This is a genomic window from Buchnera aphidicola (Schlechtendalia chinensis), assembly GCF_001648115.1.
GTDB classification, from domain to species: domain Bacteria; phylum Pseudomonadota; class Gammaproteobacteria; order Enterobacterales; family Enterobacteriaceae; genus Buchnera_B; species Buchnera_B aphidicola_N.
Map to the genome: position 1 here is coordinate 13,711 of NZ_CP011299.1, position 15,660 is coordinate 29,370.

15 protein-coding genes and 1 tRNA gene are annotated in these 15,660 nt (G+C 26.2%); 11 read left to right on the plus strand and 5 right to left on the minus strand.

Annotation, left to right across the window (positions count from 1 at the left end; all coding sequences use genetic code 11):
- Positions 1–273: 273 nt before the first annotated feature.
- The 6 genes from rpmH to mutH all read left to right on the plus strand — a co-directional run bounded on the left by rpmH (position 274) and on the right by mutH (position 4,761).
- Positions 274–420 (plus strand): 50S ribosomal protein L34, encoded by a 147-nt coding sequence (gene rpmH / locus XW81_RS00065; RefSeq protein ID WP_075473731.1) that lies wholly within the window; start codon positions 274–276, stop codon positions 418–420.
- A gap of 28 nt (positions 421–448) precedes the next feature.
- Positions 449–766 carry a ribonuclease P protein component gene (gene rnpA, locus XW81_RS00070; protein WP_228860883.1) on the plus strand — a complete coding sequence of 106 codons (318 nt, stop codon included), beginning with the start codon at positions 449–451 and terminating at the stop codon, positions 764–766.
- Positions 745–987 (plus strand): membrane protein insertion efficiency factor YidD, encoded by a 243-nt coding sequence (yidD, locus tag XW81_RS00075; RefSeq protein WP_075473735.1) that lies wholly within the window; start codon positions 745–747, stop codon positions 985–987. The genes rnpA and yidD overlap by 22 nt, the downstream gene beginning before the upstream one ends.
- Before the next feature lie 21 nt (positions 988–1,008).
- Complete coding sequence (gene yidC / locus XW81_RS00080; protein ID WP_075473737.1) at positions 1,009–2,583, plus strand: membrane protein insertase YidC; 1,575 nt, start codon at positions 1,009–1,011, stop codon at positions 2,581–2,583.
- Positions 2,584–2,691: 108 nt separating this feature from the next.
- A complete protein-coding gene (mnmE, locus tag XW81_RS00085; protein ID WP_075473739.1) occupies positions 2,692–4,065 on the plus strand; it encodes a tRNA uridine-5-carboxymethylaminomethyl(34) synthesis GTPase MnmE in 1,374 nt (457 codons plus the stop codon).
- A 27-nt stretch (positions 4,066–4,092) separates the two neighbouring features.
- Complete coding sequence (mutH, locus tag XW81_RS00090) at positions 4,093–4,761, plus strand: DNA mismatch repair endonuclease MutH (protein WP_075473741.1); 669 nt, start codon at positions 4,093–4,095, stop codon at positions 4,759–4,761.
- 20 nt (positions 4,762–4,781) lie between these two features.
- On the opposite strand, the gene XW81_RS00095 is transcribed toward mutH, so the two are convergent.
- Positions 4,782–4,854, minus strand: a tRNA-Phe gene (locus XW81_RS00095).
- 270 nt (positions 4,855–5,124) lie between these two features.
- Here XW81_RS00095 and XW81_RS00100 point away from each other — a divergent pair.
- On the plus strand, positions 5,125–5,418 hold the full coding sequence (locus XW81_RS00100) for a co-chaperone GroES (protein WP_075473744.1): 294 nt from the start codon (positions 5,125–5,127) through the stop codon (positions 5,416–5,418).
- 50 nt (positions 5,419–5,468) lie between these two features.
- Positions 5,469–7,115 (plus strand): chaperonin GroEL, encoded by a 1,647-nt coding sequence (gene groL / locus XW81_RS00105; RefSeq protein WP_075473746.1) that lies wholly within the window; start codon positions 5,469–5,471, stop codon positions 7,113–7,115.
- A 473-nt stretch (positions 7,116–7,588) separates the two neighbouring features.
- On the opposite strand, the gene dnaC is transcribed toward groL, so the two are convergent.
- Positions 7,589–8,329 carry a DNA replication protein DnaC gene (dnaC, locus tag XW81_RS00110; protein ID WP_075473748.1) on the minus strand — a complete coding sequence of 247 codons (741 nt, stop codon included), beginning with the start codon at positions 8,327–8,329 and terminating at the stop codon, positions 7,589–7,591.
- A 130-nt stretch (positions 8,330–8,459) separates the two neighbouring features.
- Entirely contained in the window at positions 8,460–9,032 is a 573-nt protein-coding gene (gene rsmD, locus XW81_RS00115) for a 16S rRNA (guanine(966)-N(2))-methyltransferase RsmD (RefSeq protein WP_075473751.1), read from the minus strand.
- A 168-nt stretch (positions 9,033–9,200) separates the two neighbouring features.
- Here rsmD and ftsY point away from each other — a divergent pair, with 168 nt between their 5' ends.
- Together ftsY and rpoH are read left to right on the plus strand one after the other, a co-directional pair.
- Positions 9,201–10,367: a signal recognition particle-docking protein FtsY gene (gene ftsY, locus XW81_RS00120; protein ID WP_075473753.1), complete on the plus strand. Its 1,167-nt coding sequence runs from the start codon at positions 9,201–9,203 to the stop codon at positions 10,365–10,367.
- Positions 10,368–10,513: 146 nt separating this feature from the next.
- Positions 10,514–11,371, plus strand: coding sequence for an RNA polymerase sigma factor RpoH (rpoH, locus tag XW81_RS00125; RefSeq protein WP_075473756.1), 858 nt, complete (start codon positions 10,514–10,516; stop codon positions 11,369–11,371).
- A gap of 45 nt (positions 11,372–11,416) precedes the next feature.
- On the opposite strand, the gene glmS is transcribed toward rpoH, so the two are convergent.
- Together glmS and glmU are read right to left on the minus strand one after the other, a co-directional pair.
- Positions 11,417–13,249 carry a glutamine--fructose-6-phosphate transaminase (isomerizing) gene (gene glmS, locus XW81_RS00130; RefSeq protein ID WP_075473757.1) on the minus strand — a complete coding sequence of 611 codons (1,833 nt, stop codon included), beginning with the start codon at positions 13,247–13,249 and terminating at the stop codon, positions 11,417–11,419.
- A gap of 67 nt (positions 13,250–13,316) precedes the next feature.
- The gene (gene glmU / locus XW81_RS00135) at positions 13,317–14,663 is read right to left on the minus strand and encodes a bifunctional UDP-N-acetylglucosamine diphosphorylase/glucosamine-1-phosphate N-acetyltransferase GlmU (RefSeq protein ID WP_075473759.1); all 1,347 of its coding nucleotides are present in this window, start codon (positions 14,661–14,663) and stop codon (positions 13,317–13,319) included.
- A 167-nt stretch (positions 14,664–14,830) separates the two neighbouring features.
- On the opposite strand from glmU, the gene XW81_RS00140 reads away from it, so the two are divergent.
- Positions 14,831–15,643, plus strand: a complete 813-nt coding sequence (locus tag XW81_RS00140; protein WP_075473761.1) for a Cof-type HAD-IIB family hydrolase — start codon at positions 14,831–14,833, stop codon at positions 15,641–15,643.
- Positions 15,644–15,660 lie beyond the last annotated feature (17 nt).

Consider the following 15,660-nt stretch of genomic DNA (forward strand, 5'->3'; position numbering starts at 1 on the left):
TGAATTTTTTTATAAATAGTGAATTTAAAAGATACGTTAATTTGTAGTAATTTTGCATTGTTTTTTTAAATATATGTAGAGTAATATATGAAAAATTTTAACCTTTTTAAAAGTTTTTATATATTATAAATAGTGAGGGATAGTATATTTTTTCCTACATTTTTTAAAATGCAATACATAATTTTTAAATTATTTCAAAAACCTAATATTTTAAATTATAAATTTTCAGAAATAAGATGTCAAATATTTATAAAGTTATAGGATATTATTAAGATGAAACGTACTTTTCAACCTTCTGTATTAAAAAGAAATAGGTCTCATGGTTTTAGAGCTCGCATGAGTACAAAGAATGGTCGTCATATATTGTCTCGTAGACGATCTAAATTTAGAATGCACTTAACAGTATCTTCTTTTAAATAAATACATGTACTATGTTTTTTTAAAAAAAATGAAGTTATTAACTTCTTTACATTTTAAATATGTTTTTAATCAAGCAAATAAAGTTCAGTGTAAAGAATTAATTATTTTAGAACGAAAGAACTTTTTGATGTTTTCACGCTTAGGAATAAGCATATCGAAAAAAAAAATTAAAAATTCATGTAAAAGGAATAAAATAAAACGAGTAATTAGAGAAAGCTTTAGATTAGTTCATAAAAAGTTGATTAATTCAGATTTTGTAGTAGTTGTAAATACATGTTCTTTGAGCATAGATAGTAAATTATTAGCAAAGAAATTAGGAGAATTATGGGTTTATTATTATCAATAGCTACACGATGTGTTATTTTAATTATCGTATTTTATCGACGATTTATTAGTATTTTGTTTCTTCCTCGTTGTCGTTTTTATCCTACTTGTTCATATTATGCTTTATCTGCATTAAAAAATTTTGGGTTGATATATGGTTTTTTTTTGATAATTAAAAGAATATTAAAATGTCATCCTTTTCATCCTGGTGGATATGATGATAGTTTTAAAAAAAAAAGTTAGAGGTATAAGAGAATATTAAATATGGATTTAAAACGCAGCTTTTTAGTTTTTGGGCTTTTTTTTATTTCATTTTTAGTTTGGAAAACTTGGGAACTTATTACTGACGTTCGTACAAATCAAGTATTATATCAGAATTATAATGTTGATTTAGAAAAAAGTCATAATCCAAATATTATTTCAATTAAAACTGACGTTTTTTTGATTAAAGTTAATTTGAAAGGTGGAGATATAGAACAAGTTAAACTGTTAAAATTTCGCAACAAATTGAATTCTTCAAAACCATTAATATTTTTGGATACCAAAAAAGACTTTTTGTATCAAACAAGGAGTGGGTTAATAGGTAAAGATGGTTTAGAAAATTGGACCATTGACAAAAGACCTATTTACAAAACTCAACATCAAAATTTTATATTAAAAGAAAATGAAAAAGAACTTAAAATACCATTAATTTGGACATCTAGAAGTGGAATTACTTATGTTAAGACATTTATAGTTAAATCTGGATCATATGATTTACAAGTTAAATATACAATATACAATAAAACCAATAAAAATTTAGAAATGTCTATGTATGGTGGACTAAGACAAACTGTTGTTGCGCCTATTGACAAAAATAGCAAGATTGAAAGTTTTTCTTTGCAAACTTTTCGAGGTGCAGCTTATTCTACAGATAGTAATAAATATGAAAAATATCACTTTGATTCTATTTTAAATAAAAAAAAATTAAACATTGTTACTCACCAAGGTTGGATAGCCATGTTACAGAAATATTTTGTGGCAGCATGGATTCCTGATGGTACTCAAATAAATACTTTTTATACTAACAAGATTGATAACAACACAGCTGAAATTGGATTTTATTCTGATAAAATAAATATAGATCCAAATAGTAAAGTAACATTTGGTTCAAAATTATGGATAGGTCCTGAAATACAAGATAAAATGGCTTTATTAGCTCCTAATTTAGATCTAACTGTTGATTATGGGTGGTTATGGTTTCTTTCTCAGCCTTTTTTCAAGTTATTAAAATTTTTATATAACATTGTTGGTAACTGGGGTTTATCAATTATTTTGATCACTTTTATTATGAGAGTAGCAATGTATCCATTGACTAAATCTCAATATAAAATGATGTCTAAGATGAAAATGTTACAACCAAAAATAGAAACAATAAAACGGATTCATAAAGAGAATAAACAAAAAATAAATGAAGAGATGTTAATTTTGTACAAAAATGAAAAGATAAATCCTTTAGGTGGTTGTTTTCCGCTGTTAATACAAATGCCTATTTTTTTAGCATTATATTACATGTTAATTAGTTCAGTAGAGTTACGTCATGCACCGTTCATTTTTTGGATTAAAGATCTATCGGATTCAGATCCATACTATGTACTACCAATTTTAATGGGATTTACGATGTTTTTTGTTCAAAATATGACTTCTAACAATGTATCAGATCCTATTCAAAAGAGAATTATGTATATTATTCCAATAATATTTACGATGTTTTTTTTGTGGTTTCCATCTGGATTAGTATTGTATTACACTATTAGTAATTTAGTAACAATTATCCAACAAAAATTTATTTCTAATTGACGTTTTAGGTTTTAGAAATAAATTTTTAAATATATTTAATTTAAAAAGTTTAGTGCTATAAGAAATTTTAAATAATTTTTCAGTTTTTAAAGGAACGTTTTTTTAAATATGAATTGTAAAAACGATACAATCGTGTCAAGAGTAACACCAGAAATGCGATGTAATATTGGAATAATTAGAGTTTCTGGATCATTGGCATCTATTGCTTCTATAAAAATTTTAAACAAAATTCCTCAGCCTAGATATGCTGATTATTTACCATTTCTTGATAATCGAGGTACAATTATAGATCATGGAATTGCACTATGGTTTCCTAGCCCTTTTTCTTTTACTGGAGAAGACGTACTAGAATTACAAGGACATGGAAATCCCGTTATAATAAACTTTTTAATTTCTAATATACTTTCAATTCCTAATATTCGTTTAGCTAATCCGGGAGAATTTTCTGAACGAGCTTTTTTAAATGGAAAAATAGATTTGGTACAGGCTGAATCTATTGTTGATTTAATAAACTCAACTTCTGAAAAAGCAGTTCGAGCTGCATTGCAATCATTACAAGGATTATTTTCTTCATATATAAAAAAAATAGTTAAAAAAGTTATTCAATTTAGAACAATTTTAGAAACACTAATCAATTTCTCTGAAGATGAAACAAATTTAAACTGTGAAGATGATATTTTAGGGAAAATTGATGAGATTATTATTCTTTTAAAAAATGTCTTTCGTATATCTATTCAAGGGAACATTTTACGTGATGGGGTAAAAGTTGTCATATGTGGTATTCCTAATTCTGGAAAATCAAGTTTGTTAAACGCTTTATCGCATACTAACCGTTCTATAGTAACTAATATCTCTGGTACTACTCGTGATGTTATTTATGAATGTATAAGTATAAAAGGAATTCTTTTTAACCTTGTGGACACAGCTGGTTTGCGATCTACTAATGATGTAATTGAACGTATTGGAATAAAATTTGCTTGGAAGGAAATTAATTTAGCTGATCACATATTGTTTGTTATTGATGGTTCTCATGGTTTTTATAACCAAATTGAGAGTTACAACAATTTTGTTAAATCATGTTCAAAAAATGCTAATATTACTATTGTATTTAATAAATTAGATCTCAAAAAATTTAAAGTTAATGTAGATCATTTTAAAGAAAACAATTATTTTTGTGTTTCAGCTCAAACTGGTGAAGGTATTAAAACTTTGCGAGAGCATTTACATAAAAATTTCATGTTAAAAAATTCAATTAATAGTAACGAAGGTATATTTTTAGCTAGACAACGTCATATAAATATTTTAGAGAAAGTTTTATATTGTATGGAGTTCAGTAAAAAAGAGTGGAAAAAAAGTGTTAATATTGAATTGTTAGCAGAAGATATGCGCATTTGTCAAAATGAATTGAATAGTATTGTAGGTTCTTTTACTTCGGATGAATTATTGTCTAATATTTTTTCTAATTTTTGTATTGGAAAGTAGTTTTTTTATTATTAGTAAATTTTATTTATGAAAAGTTTAAATATTTTTTCTCAAGAAGAAACATTGTTAATAAACGCTTTAGGATTAAACGGATATAGCATTGAAGAATTAGCAAATTCTGTATCTTGGCCATTACCTCAAAATTTGAATTATAATAAGGGATTTATAGGAACACTAATAGAATTTATTTTAGGTTCAGATATTAATAACAAAATTGGACCAGATTTTCCTAAATTAAATATAGAATTAAAAACGATTCCTATATGTTGTAAAGGTTATCCATTAGAAAATACTTTTATTTGTTATGTACCCTTGTTGAAAAATGTTGGTCTTACATGGAAAGAATCGTACTTTTTTCGAAAAATAAAAAAAATTTTGTGGATTCCTATTAAAGGTAATCGAAGTAATTCATTTTTCAAAAAAACAATCGGAAATGCTTTTATTTGGACTCCAAATAAAAGTGAAAGTTATCTTTTGAAACAAGATTGGGAAGATTTTATGGATTTAATAATTTCAGGAAAAATAGAGAATATTAGGTCTCAGCATGGATTTATACTTCAAATTAAAAAGAAATGCAAAAAAAATATTTTAACTAAATGTGTTGATCAAATAGGGAGAATATCATTAACTTCTCCAAGAGCGTTTTATTTCAAGAAGAATTTTACTTTACAATTGCTAAAAAAAAATGCTTTTTAAGAAGTATTTTAATACTTTTATGCCTGGAGACGGAATTGAACCGCCGACACGAGGATTTTCAGTCCTCTGCTCTACCAACTGAGCTATCCAGGCATAATATCCCATTTAAACATCAATAATTTAATAATGTCAATACTTTTTTTAGATAAAATTAATACTTCTATGAAATGTGTATAAATATATGATATTATGTTTGTAATAAAAATATTTGCTTATTTAAAATTTAAATATTTTTACTTTTTTAAATTAAAATTTTTTTTAATACTTGAAAGTTTGAATTAGAATCCATATATCTTATATCATAAAATACTGGAAATTAAGAAATGTTATGGATTTTAGTTATAGGAAGGAGAGAATTATTATATGAATATTCGTCCATTACATGATCGCGTTATTGTAAAACGTCAAGAAACAGAATCTAAATCAGCAGGTGGTATTGTATTGACGGGGTCAGCTGCAGCAAAGTCTACTCGTGGTACAGTAATGTCTGTTGGTAAGGGTCGTGTTTTAGATAATGGTAATATAAAGCCGTTAGATGTTAAAGTAGGAGATTTAGTAATTTTTAATGAAGGTTACGGTGCAAAGGTAGAAAAAATTGACAACGAAGAATTATTAATTCTAACTGAAAGTGACATATTAGCAATTGTTGAAGACTAATTTTTAGCATTTTCTAAAATACCATATTTTAAGTTTAAGGAAAAAATTCAATGGCCGCTAAAGACGTAAAATTTGGAAATGAAGCTCGTGTTAAAATGCTTCGAGGTGTTAATGTATTAGCTGATGCAGTAAAAGTAACTTTAGGACCAAAAGGTAGAAATGTAGTTTTAGATAAATCCTTTGGAGCTCCTAGTATTACGAAAGATGGTGTTTCTGTTGCAAGAGAAATAGAATTAGAAGACAAGTTTGAGAATATGGGAGCTCAAATGGTTAAAGAAGTAGCTTCTAAGGCAAATGATGCAGCAGGAGATGGTACTACTACAGCAACTTTGTTAGCACAAGCAATCGTGAATGAAGGTTTAAAAGCTGTAGCTGCTGGTATGAATCCAATGGATTTAAAAAGAGGGATTGATAAAGCAGTGATTGCAGCAGTAGAAGAACTTAAATGCTTGTCTGTACCATGTTCAGATTCTAGAGCAATAACTCAAGTGGGTACGATTTCCGCAAATGCTGATGAAAAAGTTGGAATGTTAATTGCTGATGCAATGGAAAAAGTAGGAAAAGATGGAGTTATTACTGTTGAAGAGGGTACAGGATTGCAAGATGAGTTAGAAGTTGTGAAAGGAATGCAATTTGATCGAGGGTATTTATCTCCGTATTTCATAAATAAGACAGAAACAGGTATTGTTGAATTAGATAATCCCTATATCTTAATGGCAGATAAAAAAATTTCTAATGTTCGAGAATTATTGCCAATATTAGAATCAGTTGCAAAATCAGGAAAACCTTTATTAATAATCTCAGAAGATTTAGAAGGTGAAGCGTTAGCTACTTTAGTGGTAAATTCTATACGAGGAATTGTAAAAGTAGCTGCGGTAAAAGCACCAGGATTTGGTGATCGTAGAAAAGCAATGTTGCAGGATATTTCTATATTAACTGCTGGATCTGTAATATCTGAAGAATTGGCTATGGAGTTAGAAAAATCAACTTTAGAAGATTTAGGTCAAGCAAAACGTGTAGTGATAAGTAAAGATACTACTACGATAATAGGTGGAATTGGTCAAAAATTTGACATTCAAAATAGAATTAGTCAAATTCGACAACAGATTAATGAAGCTACTTCTGATTATGATAAAGAAAAATTAAATGAACGTTTAGCTAAATTATCAGGTGGAGTAGCTGTATTGAAAGTAGGTGCTGCTACAGAAGTAGAAATGAAAGAGAAAAAAGCGCGCGTTGAAGATGCGTTACATGCAACTCGTGCTGCTGTAGAAGAAGGTGTAGTTCCAGGTGGTGGTGTAGCTTTAGTAAGGGTAGCAGCTAAGATTTCTAACTTATTAGGTCAAAATGAAGATCAAAATGTAGGGATACGAGTAGCGTTAAGAGCTATGGAAGCGCCTTTACGTCAAATTGTCTCTAATTCTGGAGAAGAGCCTTCTGTTGTAACTAATAATGTAAAAGATGGAAAAGGAAATTATGGATATAATGCTGCTACAGATGAATATGGAGATATGATTCGATTTGGTATATTAGATCCTACCAAAGTCACTCGTTCAGCGTTGCAATACGCTTCATCTGTTGCTGGATTAATGATTACAACAGAATGTATGGTAACAGATTTACCAAAAGAAGAAAAATCTGATTTAAGCAATTCTCCTTCTTCTCCTGGAATGGGTGGAATGGGTGGAATGATGTAGTTTTTAAATATATTATTTTAATATTTCTCTCCTTGGAATTTTTAACTTTTGGAGAGAAATATTACTTTTTTTTGGATTATTATTTGTGTTTCATGTGTATTTAGTTAATTGATTTTAAACAAAATAAATTCTTAAATAAAAGTTAAATAAAAATTTTTACTTTTTTAAATTTTTCAATATAAAATTTTATAAATTCAATTATGTTTAAGTTTTTTTATAACAAAAAATTTTTATTTAACTTTTATTTAAGAATTTATTTTGTTTTTTTTTAGAATACATTTTTAAGATTTTTATGCATTTGCATTAATTTATTAAAAATTTCGTTTTAATTTTAAATATATAAATTTTAAATTAGTTTGAGCAATTGAAATAATGATAAGAATATTAAAATTGAAAAAGTTAAATATTGGATTTTATAACTTTGTTAAACAAGTTAATGAAAATAAGTCAAGTTAGTATTTGGTTTTTTAACATTAATATTCATTTCCTCGTATGTGTCTTCTGTAGCTTTCCCATTCAAAAGTTAACCATAAGCTATTTCCTAATCTCATTCTATCAATAACTCGTTCACCGAGCAATATTTTTAATCCTTTATAATCTAAATTTGACAACATTCCTGTTGAACGTTTTGATGATGATCTTCTATCTACAATTTGATTAATAATTACTTTCTCATATCTTGATTCTATTTGCATGCCTATCTCATCTATCATTAACAAATCTACATTACTTAAATTGTTTAATAAAGTTTCTTCAGTAATATCGCTATTTCCTTTAAAAGTACCTTTCATGTTTGACATTAGATCTGCTACGGTTACTATTAATACACTATTTCCATTTAGAATTAAGTAATTTCCTATAGCAGAAGCAAGGTGATTCTTCCCTGTTCCAGGTTTTCCAGAAAATATAAAACTTGCAATACTTTTGTTGAATTCTTCAGCATATTTTTTAGCGGCTTTTGCAACTTTTTTATGACCTGCATGTTCTATTCGATAATTTTCGAAAGAACAGTTCATATATAATTCTCTAATTCCAGATCGTCCTAAAATGCGTTGGATTTTTGTCTCTTTATTTTTTTTTAAAATTCTTTCTGAAGATAGTCTTCCTTGTTCTTGATTCCAAGCTAATAGATCTTCGTCGTGTTCAAATTTAGGTTTTACATGTTTAGGTATTAAATATTTCAGACGTTTTAAGAATTTTAAATTATTATTCATTTTTTTTTAAAAGTGTTTAAATTTTGTTGTATTTTATAAGTATTTTAATGAAAATATTGGATTTTTTAATATTTCGATATATATAAATAATTTTAAATATTTTTTATAACTTAGAGTAAAAAGTATACATTCAAATATTTTTTTCTTTAACATAGAGTTGACAGTTAGTATATGTAGTCTTTTTTTCTTTGCACAATTTCCAGTAATTGGGTATAAGTAATTTGTCAGATGTTTTTTCTCGTTCTATATATATTAATGAATTATTTTGAACATATTTATATTTTTCTAATTGGAAGATTGCTGTTTGTAATAATTGAGTTTTAAATGGAGGATCTAAAAATATGATATCGTAAGGTTCACGTATTCTTTTTAACCATTTAAGCGCATTAGCGTGTATAACTCTTATATTACTTTTTTTAAATTTAACAGACATTTTTTTTAAAGCGTGTACTGTTTTTGTATCTTGCTCTATACAAGTGACAGAATGAGCATATCGAGAAGTTGCTTCTATTCCAAGAGCCCCACTTCCAGAAAAACAATCTAAGCATTTAGCATTAACAATTTTATTGTGTATCCAACTAAATAATGTTTCACGCATTCGATTAGTAGTTGGACGTATTTTAAGATTTTTTTTTATTAAAATTATATGCCCTTTAAATTTTCCACTAATAATTCGAATAGTATTTTTTTTATTATTTTTCATTTGAGTATTTTATATTCAATAGATGTATAATTATATAACTATATATAAAAAAAATAGAGTTCTAATTTAATTTTTTAATGTATTTTGGAATAAAATACAACTTTACATAAGTAATATTATTTTAAATATAATGATTTATCTTTTTTATAATAAACGGAGTGTATTATTATGTCAAAAGATGATAAAAACAGAATTCGAAAATTTTTTTCTTGGTCAAATTTAAAGAAAGTATTTAGTATAAAAAGTAAAAATGCTGACGCAAAAATTTGCCATGAACGTAAAATTTTTAAAGATAATGAACTAAATAATGTTTTTCAAAATGTTAAAACCAATAAAAATTTAAACAATCTTAAAAATTCTTTAGGTAATGAAGAAAATATTAAAAATCGTTCGTTAGGTACACAACATTTAAAAAAAAACAAAATATTATCAATATTGGCAGAAAAGTTATTAAAAACTAAAAATAGTTTAGGATCTAAAATTCAATTACTATTTTCGAAAAACAAAATAGAACAATCATGTTATGAAGATATTTCTAATCAACTTTTAATGTCTGATGTTGGTGTAGAGACTTCTCGCGAATTAGTTAATAGTTTAATTAGAGAATCACGCTTAAAAAAAATAAGTGATAGCAAAGACGTTTTTGAACTATTAAAAAAAAACATGATTAATATTTTAAAAAAAGTAGAAATACCATTGAACATAATACCTAAAAAACCTTTTTCAATATTGGTAGTGGGTATTAATGGAGTAGGAAAAACTTCTATGATTGGAAAATTGACTAGATATTTTAAAAATCAAGGAAAATCAGTAATGCTAGCTGCTGGAGATACATTTCGAGCTGCTGCTATTGATCAATTAAAAATTTTAGGAGAAAAAAATTTAGTTTCAGTAATAGCACGCCAGTGCAAATCTGATCCTGCTTCGGTAATATTTGATGCATGTGAAGCAGCAAAATCAAAAAAAATTGATATTTTAATAGCTGATACTGCAGGTAGATTACATAATAATATTGATTTGATAGAAGAATTAAAAAAAATAAAAAGAGTTATGAAAAAAATAGATTCTTCTGCACCTGATGAAATTATTTTAGTGTTAGATGCATGCATAGGTCAGAATTCTATTAAGCAAGCTAAAATTTTTAATGAAGCTTTGGGTATTACTGGGTTAGCAATTACAAAATTAGATGGTACAGCAAAAGGTGGAATAATTTTTTCTATAGCTAATCAGTTGTCTATTCCAATTAGATATATTAGTTTCGGAGAAAAACTTTCGGATCTTCAGGACTTTAATAGTGAGAATTTTGTGGATGCTATTTTTTTGAAAGATATATAAAAAATGATATTGGTTTTTTACTTAATACATTAAAAGTTTTTAAATATAAATTTGATTTTATAATTTTTTAACGTATTATATCAATAACATTTTATAGTTTATATGTTGTATTTTTTTATTGTGTTTGTGTTTTTTATGGATTGTGAATGAATAAAAATATGGAAACATTAGCAATAGTTTCTTTAGGAAATTTAGAATCTTATATTAGAGTTGCTAATTCGTGGCCAATGCTATCTTTAGAAGAAGAAAAATCACTGTCTAAACGGTTATATTATAATAGTGATTTAGAAGCTGCAAAGACTTTAATTTTATCTCACTTAAGATTTGTGATCCATATTTCTAGAAGTTATTCAGGATATGGATTGTTGCAATCTGATTTAATACAAGAAGGAAATATTGGATTAATGAAAGCTGTTCGTCGTTTTAATCCTGAAATTGGAGTTCGTTTAGTTTCATTTGCTGTACATTGGATAAAATCTGAAATTCATGAGTATGTATTAAAAAATTGGAGAATTGTTAAAGTTGCTACAACTAAATCGCAAAGAAAATTGTTTTTTAATTTGCGTAAAGCTAAGCGAAAATCAGGATGGTTTAATAAAGATGAATTGGAACTTGTTGCACGTGAATTGGGCGTAAAAAGTGAGGATGTGAGGGAAATGGAGTCTCGAATGTCAGCTCAAGACGTAGCTTTACATTCTTTTTTAAGTGAGGATACAAAGAGAGGGTCAGAAAAAAATATAGTTCCGTATTTAAAAGATAATTTTTCTGATTTTGCTAATAATGTTGAAAAGAATAATTGGAAATCGCACACTTCTAATAAATTGAACAATGCTCTTTTAAGATTAGACGAAAGAAGTCGTCATATTATTAAAGCAAGATGGTTAGATGAAGGCAATAAAGTTACTTTGCAAGAAATTGCTAATGATTATGGAATTTCTGCAGAAAGAGTGCGTCAATTAGAAAAAAACGCAATGAAAAAATTAAAAATTGATATAGAAAAATAATTAGCTTTTTTAAATTTTATATTTCAGCTGTGCTTTATGCATTTTTTATTCTACTGTTACTGACTTTGCTAAATTTCTAGGTTGATCTATATTTTCACCTTTAATTAAAGCTGTATAATATGCCAAAAGTTGCAATGGAATTGCATAAAAAATTGGTGAAATTAAATGTTCTATATAAGGTAATCGTATAATGTTTCTGTTTTTATTAAATTTAGCAAATGGATCTGAAAGAATATAAATTAATCCACCTCTGGAATGAATTTCTTCTATATTTAATTTTATTTTTTCTAAAAGATTATTATTTGGAGCAATTATAATTATTGGAACATTGGAGTCAATTAGTGCTAATGGTCCATGTTTAAGTTCTCCTATTGGATATCCTTCTGCGTGGATGTATGAAATTTCTTTTATTTTTAATGCTCCTTCCATTGCAATTGGATATTGTTCTCCTTTTCCTAAAAAAATAATATTTTTTTTATCGAATATTTTTTTGGCTAAGGAATAAACACTTTTTTTATGTTTTAATATTTCTTCTATTCTATTAGGTAGTATGTTTAGTAAGTTTATTATTTTTTTTTCTAATTTAAAATTTTTGCTTTTTAGATGAATGAATTTAGCTACTAGCATAAGTAGTACAGTTAGTTGAGTAGTAAATGCTTTTGTAGATGCAACACCTATCTCTATTCCTGCACAAGTAAATAATGAAAAGTCAGATTCATATACTAGAGAAGAACTTTTGGAATTACATATTGTTAGCGACCCTAAGTATCCTAAGTTTTTAGAAATTTTTAAGGCGTTCAAGTTGTCAGCTGTTTCTCCAGATTGTGATATTATTAACAATAAACTATTTTTTCTAACTAAAATTTTTTTATAACAGAATTCTGAAGCTACTTCAACGTCACACGCTATCATAGCTAATGATTCGAACCAATATTTTGATACTAATCCTGCATGATATGATGTTCCGCATGCTATAATCTGGATATGCTCTGTTTGAGAAAATATTTTTTCAGCTTTAACGTCTAATTCAGAAAAATAAACTGTTTCATTTTTTATAAATCTATTTAGAATAGTGTTTTTTATTGAAACAGGTTGTTCATATATTTCTTTTGCTGTATAGTGTTTAAATTTTCCTTTGTGTACACTTTTATTTTTAATTTCAGATTCAATTTCTTTTCTATTTTGTAAAATACCATTTTTATCAAAAATAGTGACATTATTATGTGTTAATAGTGCAATGTCATTTTCTTTTAAATATATTAAATTTCTAGCAATGTTTGAAAATGCTAGTTGATCAGAAGATATATAGTTTCCCATCTCTCCTTTTCCAACGAGCAGTGGACTACCTGATCTTACTGCTAATAGTACTTTTGAGTCATTAGAATCCATAATTACCATGCTATAATTTCCTTCTAATTTTTTGGTAATTATTTGTATAATATTAAACAAACTTTTTTTATTATAAATTTTTTGAGTAAAGTGAATTAAATGAGCGATAACTTCTGTATCAGTGTTAGAAAGGAAAATGTATCCTTGCTCTTGGAGGTACGTTTTAATTTTTTTATAATTTTCAATAATTCCGTTGTGTACGATAGCAACGTTGCTAGATATATGAGGATGAGCATTTTTTACTAATGCTTTTCCATGTGTTGCCCATCTAGTATGTGCCATACCAATATGTCCGGATAAAGATTTGTTTTTAATAATTTTTATTAAATTTTTAACTTTTCCTTTTGCTCGGAAACGCAGTATTTTGTTTTTTTTGTTTATAATTGCTAATCCCGAAGAATCGTATCCTCTATATTCTAATCGTATTATTCCTTCTTTTAATACGTTCACTACGTTCTTTCGTGCAATTGCAGCGATGATTCCACACATTATATTTCCTATAATAAAATTATATATTATTTTGGTGTTTTAATATTTTTATGTATGATTTAAAGTTTTATATTTTTTTTTGTATTTCTACTTTTTTATTATAAACCATACTAGGTTGATTAACATTTTTTGTAACTGTAGTTCCTGCTGCGATAATTGTGTTATTCGCAATTTTTATAGGAGCGATTATTTGACAATTTGATCCTATGAAAACGTTATTTTCTATAATAGTATTTGATTTTATTTTTCCGTCATAATTACAAAAAATAGTTCCTGCACCAACGTTAACTTTTTTTCCAATTTGAGCATTTCCTAAATAACTTAGATGTTTTATTTTGGACTCGTTTTTTACAGTAGTTTTTTTAATTTCAACAAAATTTCCTATTTGAACTTTTTTTTCTAATTTTGTGTTATCTCTTAAGTGAGAGAAAGGTCCAATAATACAATTTTCAGATATGGTTGCTGATTCAATAATGGTATATGCCTTTATGTGACACTTATTACCAATGATACTATTTTTTATAACACATCCTGGTTCGATTTTTACAAAATTTCCTAATATAACTAAACCTTCTAAAGTAACACCATAATCAATTTCTACATTTTCCCCATGTTTTAATGTACCTTTAAAATTAAAATTTGATGGGTTATGAATTTTTACTCCTGATAGTATTAGGTTTTTTATTCTTTTTTCTTGATATAACTTTTCTGCTACTGATAGTTGAAATCTGTCGTTTATTCCTATTATTTCATTTTTTTTTGTAGGATTTATAGAACTTATTGTGCATTTTTCTTGATAAGCAAAATTGATAATGTCAGTGATATAATATTCTTTCTTTTTGTTATTGTTATTTGTTTTTTTTATCCATCTTTCGAGACATTTTCCACTAGTTATGAAAATACCAGAATTAACTTCGTTTATTTTTAATTGTTTTTTAGAAGTTTCAGAATGTTCTACTATTTTTTTTATTTTTCCTTTTTTTCGAATAATTCTTCCATAATTTTTTGGGTCTGTTATTGTTTCTGTTAATAAACTAATAGATGACTTTTCTTTAGATGAAATTAACTTTTTTATAGATTCTTTAGATATTAAAGGCATATCGCCATATAATATTAAATAATTTTCATTTTTCTTTAAAATTTTTTTTATTTGGTATATTGCATTTCCAGTACCTAATATTTTCTTTTGTTTTATCCAAATTAAGTTAGGATTAGTAACAATAGATTTGAATAGTCTGTATTTTGAACTATATATTAAATAAATTTTTTTTGTACAAATAGAATCTGTTAAGTCGACAACATGTTGTAGTATAGGTTTGTTTCCTAACAAATGTAGTACTTTTGGATATTTAGAACACATTCTTAGTCCCTTTCCAGCAGCAAGAATGATCACATTTATTTTTTTTTCAGTCATATTTTCCCATTTATATTTTCGTCGTTATGTGTGGTTGTATCTTTTAAAACATTTATTAAGTAATATAAAAGTTTTCAGATTATGCTAAATTTAAAAAATTGAATATAATCTTTTTTATTTAAGCTGTAAAATTATTATATTATTAATTAGTATACATTAAGGATACTATGTATTATCATATTATTTCTTCTGATTTAGATGGAACACTATTAGCGCCAAATAGTTCCTTAACTGATCTTACGATTAATGTTGTTCAGTCATTAGTTAAAAAAGGAGTTTATTTCATTATAGCAACAGGAAGACATTATTTTGAAGCGATTAAAGTTAGAAATAATTTAGGAATTTTAACTTTTTTGATTACTTCGAATGGAGCGAGAATCTATGATCCTTATGATCAGTTAGTATATAGTTCCAATGTTAATAAATACGTCATACTAGATTTGATAAAATTATGTTCATTAGATAAAGATATATTAATTCAATTATATTCTCATGATAGTTGGTATATTAGTAACAATTATAGTAATAATGGTGTGAATTTATATAATTCATTTGGATTTAAATATACGTTATTAGATTTGAAAAATTTAATTTTTTTGGATTTTAATAAAGTATTTTTTACTAGTAGTAATTTAAATAAATTACATTTTTTACAAAAATATATTTTAGATAATTTTAAATCGAAAGTAAATGTTAATTTTTCATGTTCTAATTGTTTAGAAGTAGTTTCTAATGAAGTTTCTAAGGGAAATGCATTGCAATTAGTTTCTAATTTACTAGGAATTTCTTTAAAAAAGTGTTTATCTTTTGGAGATGGAATGAATGATAAGGATATGTTAGAAATTTCTGGAAAAGGATGCATTATGAAAAATGGACAACATTTTCTTAAGGAGAGTCTTTCTGATTTTGAAGTGATTGGAAGTAACTTTGAAGATGGAGTAGCAAATTATTTAATTAAAATTTTTAATTTACTTGAATAATAATGAAAATATTTAAT